Below are 4571 nucleotides of genomic sequence, written 5' to 3'. Positions count from 1 at the left end.
TGTTGCCACAAGTTCTTTTTGAGCGGAATTGAAGCATTAATCTGGTTCTTGAACCTTTCGCTCTGTTCTGAATGTCCGTTAAGAGGCATTAACAAACCAATTGGTAAATGATATTGGTCGCAATTGATTAATGCTACGTTATTATTAGTTAGTTTTTCTAGCAGACCATTAGTTATAGTAATTTGTTGGTTTTCCAAAACAATAACGCCAATATCTTCGATAGCCACGGTTTTAGTTTCTTGCTCTTTATCTGGGTAGGAAATTACAATTTGCTCATTTTTAGTACTCAAATAAGCTGGGTTACCGAAGAATAGAGTTCGCTTTATCATAGTTAATATTCTCCAATTTGAACAACTTGACCTAAATGATTGATTCGGACTTTTACAATATCTTTAAAATATGGCAAGCTTTTTATAGATTTATAAGCTATATCTTTAAGTTCTTTTGAGTCATTTAGAGTAGTTTCTAAATGATGTCTAAACACATAATCTCTAACGGATGCATTCCCGTATTCAACTTTTGAAAACTTTTGAACTCTAAATAAATTCTTACTTATTAATTCTTTATTTATAGGATTACATAAGTCAAATTCTTTTGGACTAAATCCTTCAGAAGGAAATATAAAAAACTCATTTTGTTTCATAGAAAATAGAAATTCCCAACCTTGTTCGTGTTTTTTATTAATAATAGATAAGCCTAAGTTCCTACGAACAACAGCATCATAAAAAGAAACTACTTCGTCTTGTAAATTACCCTTATGATCTCTATATATAGCTACATGATGGTTGTTTCCTGTACTTACAAAATCTACTGGAATTGGGTTGCTATTTTCGTCTAAAATTTCATTGCCAAAATGGTCTTTTTTGGTGTGTAAAGCTTGTGCATTACTCACTCCACTAATACTCACACGTTTTATCGAAATTCCTTTTTCTTTGTTTTGCCAAATTGGGTTTTCGTCAATGTTTACAAATGCTTTTTTAGGGTCGTTACCAAAATCCTTTAATCGTTTTTCAAGAATTATTTTTAAACCAACATCAATTACTTTTTCAATTTTTAAATCGGGTGTAATGTCTTTTCTAATAGTATAATCATCTTCTAGCCAAACTATTTTGACCTTTACCGGTACTGCAACAGTTTTTTCAAAATCTAAGTATATTGGATTTTTAGTCAAATCATTTTTGCCAGTAAAAGCCTTTTTAGCATCATCATCATTTTCTTTCAGTCGATTCAAAAGAGCTTCTCGATATTGTTTTTTAGCGACTTTCTGGATGTGTTCTTTCGTAAAACTAACACCTACTTTTTCTTCTTTGGTTGCATATTGTTGTAGTTTTCCATATACAGTTTCTTTATGCAATTGTCCTCTTGGTGTCAATTGAATTTTCTGACTAGTTCCACCACTTTTTTTAGTGATATTCTTATTTTTAGTGACAACTTTATTTTTAGCTTTATAGGAAATCAAAATACTTTCCAATTGTTTTTTTGCTTCTTCTCTAAAGTTTGGCATCGGTTTTTTGAAACGTAGTTTATTATTTTTATCTTTTTCTAAATATTTGGTTTCGATTCCTAAAATAGCATTTGCTTTTTTATCGCCTTGTTTTTTTGCATTTAAATTGTTTAAGTATTGAATATAAACGGGTTTCGTAAAAGCAACCGTTATTGCATCCATAGCGTGATGACGATGGTCGTTTCGTTTTGTCCAATCTTTAATTTTGTATAAACGCTCGCCATTTTTGCCTTTTTCTTCAAATGTTAATCCTAATTTGTCATATTTATTCCAATTCAGTTCTTTCATTACATCAACCAATTCCCAATCTTCACGCAATTTATCAGTTACGCTTCCAATTGTTGCGGTCACGTTTCTCGAAACTTCCAATAAAATTTCTTTGGCTTTTTTGGCAATATATTGTGTCTCTCTTAATTGTCTTTCAATAAATCCTTCAGGAATTTCATTATCCGCCATTAACAGTTTATTCTGTTTGGTTCGGCTAATTTTTCCAAATAAGCTTTTTACTCTTTTTTCAAATTGGTCAAATTCTTCGGGAGATAATTTTTCTTGTAAAAAGGAGTAAGCTGTTTTGTTACTTTTATCAATGTTTAACTGGCGTTCACAAATAGTTTTATTTGAAAAACTATCGTCAAATAAGCGTGATTTAGGAATGATATGTTCTATGTCATATTCTTTGGTAAAAAGTTTTGAAGGTTCTATTGGTTTTCCAGTATACAACGAAACGCCATCTGTTTCTTTCCAAAGCTTATATCTGATAATATCGTTTCTAGTTACTCGATGAATTCCAAATTCAGTATGTAATAATTTCCTGATTTGCTCGTGTTCGGCAGTACTTTTGTTAATTGCTTTAGTCATATCGCTACGTTGCTCATTATTGTTTTTCAACTCACGAGCTAATTCTACCCGAATTTCATCAGGTTTTCCCATTGCAGGGTCATTCATAATAGCATTAATCACATTAATCATTTGATTGAGGATTTTCTCAACTACAGGATTTCGTAGACTGTTTTTCTTTAGCAATTCTAGGGAGTCTTTTAGAACTCTTTCATTATTTTGTTCTGTTGTTAATGATGATGAATGATTATAACCAACCAAAGTACAAGCTTTGTTATAAATATGTCCATCCATCAAATGAGGCAATACTTTTTTAATGGCTTTTGCACTTAGACTTCCGTAGTCGGCTTGTAGATTTATATTCAATAGGAATGGAATATGATTTTCTTTGAAACCAAATTTACTCATCAAACCTTTTTTCAAAAAGTCATCTTCTTCGGCAGAATATAATAAATGCCACAATTGATAATAAGCTTGTTTGTCAAAATCATTCCCTTGAATCTTTGGGTCAAAAGTTAACATATCTGTGTTAATGCTTAAATTTTCAAAGATTGGAGTTACAGCTCCTTTTATGTCAGAAAAGTTCATTTGAGAAAAATCCATTTCATAACCTTCAATATCTAATATTTTTTCAAAAGCTTTAAAAATTGAATTGTTAGTTCTGTTTCCTTCAATTTTTTTAAAATTAACCGAATGACTTCCTTTTTTTAATTCGCAAAAAGCCATTAATTGTATGTCGGTCAAACTATCTTTAAATAGTAATTCTTCTGCTATTTGTTGCTTCAATTCTTCTGCTAAAAGAAAAACTTCTTTTGTGGTTTCGTTTTTGACAATGATACTATTTAAATTTTGCCAAATCCTAAAGTCTTGAAACAAAGGAGATGATTTTGGAATGGCTTTATGTCCTTTTTCAAATTCACAAAAACTCACTAAATGTTTTTGAGACTTTAATTTTCTTTGGTAGAAAATAGTAATATCTCGAACTTCGGATTTTAATTTTTCATTTAACTCGGGATGAAACTTGGTTTGTGTTTCCCAAATTTTTTCAAATTCATCAACATAATCTTGACGATAAAATACTTGATTTTTTAGTTTTGTATGTGCGTTTTCTTGTAGTTGTTTGTATTGAAATTGTCCCACAGTTTCTTGATTAAAATACAATTCTTTGCTTCGGTCGCTAATTGCTCCAAGATAACCGCTGGATTGATTAATTTGATTGTTGATTTCGGTAATAATAAATGCCAAATCTTTCAAATCGAGTTCATTTACCAATGCATCATTTCTCCATTTGTAATGTTGCAATTTTGTTTCTTCTCTAGTCCCTTTATTTTCAGCAAGTTCAATTTTTAATGTTTTCGTGAAATAATCGGATGTTATCTTTCTCGATTTTCCTTGAATGGATTCTAACAAATAATCATTTATTTGTTCCGAATGAAATTGATTTTGGAAATGAACAATTTTATCTAACTCTTTTTGCAAATCGGAACGATAAAAATCAGGGATAAATTTTCCGCCTTTTGATAGTGAATTATAAACCCATTGTCCAGGTGTTAAATTGTTTTCAAAAATTTCTTTGGCAATTTTCATTCCGTCAATCGCATCGCCTTCTTCAGCAGTTTTTGCTTTTCTACTACTTTTGTAACCGCGTTTTTTATTTAGCATTAATAAAACTTGAACTAATTCTTCTTTGGTAACGGCTTCAACGGCAGATTTTGCTCTTAATTGATAAGAAGAAAAAGTGGTGGCTGAACCTGCTTCTGCATAAACAAAATCGGTAGAAATGAATTTTATTTTGGTAAAAGTTTCTAATAAAGCATTTCGCCTTTGTTTAAAACGTTGCAAACCTCTTCTTGCTCCACGTTTTAAAGTTCTATCCGCATTTATAGAAATTGTATTTCCTTTTTTGAAATCGGCTTCTTCATCTGTAGTAAGCGGAACTATACGAACTCCAGTATTTATAATAGATGAGGTTTCATTCTCATTATCTGCTTCATTTATAAAAGACCAACCAATAGAAGTAGTTCCCAAATCCAATCCTAATATTTTTTTCATAGCTTAAAATTAATTTCTAAATTTAGTTATAAGATAATTCACTAGTGTCCACTAAAAAATAAAAAAAGTTCTTTGAAATTATTGTAAATCTGTATTTTAAGAATCATTTTTGAGCGTGACGATTTGAAATGATTATTATTTTCGTAAATCAATATTACGAATATGAATCACGGTAAAT

Annotated in this window: 2 protein-coding genes; both read right to left on the bottom strand. The window is 30.3% G+C overall.

The window, feature by feature from the left end:
• On the bottom strand, positions 1-329 hold a 329-nt coding region (locus tag RMN92_RS14525), incomplete at its 3' end, for a CRISPR-associated endonuclease Cas1 (protein WP_309610161.1).
• Between the two features lie 2 nt (positions 330-331).
• On the bottom strand, positions 332-4393 hold the full coding sequence (cas9, locus tag RMN92_RS14520) for a type II CRISPR RNA-guided endonuclease Cas9 (RefSeq protein ID WP_309610160.1): 4062 nt from the start codon (positions 4391-4393) through the stop codon (positions 332-334).
• Between the last annotated feature and the right edge of the window lie 178 nt (positions 4394-4571).

It is taken from the genome of Flavobacterium sp. (assembly GCF_031363805.1).
GTDB lineage: Bacteria > Bacteroidota > Bacteroidia > Flavobacteriales > Flavobacteriaceae > Flavobacterium.
Note: the sequence above shows the minus strand (reverse complement) of the source record. Positions and strands in the feature narration are given on the sequence as shown.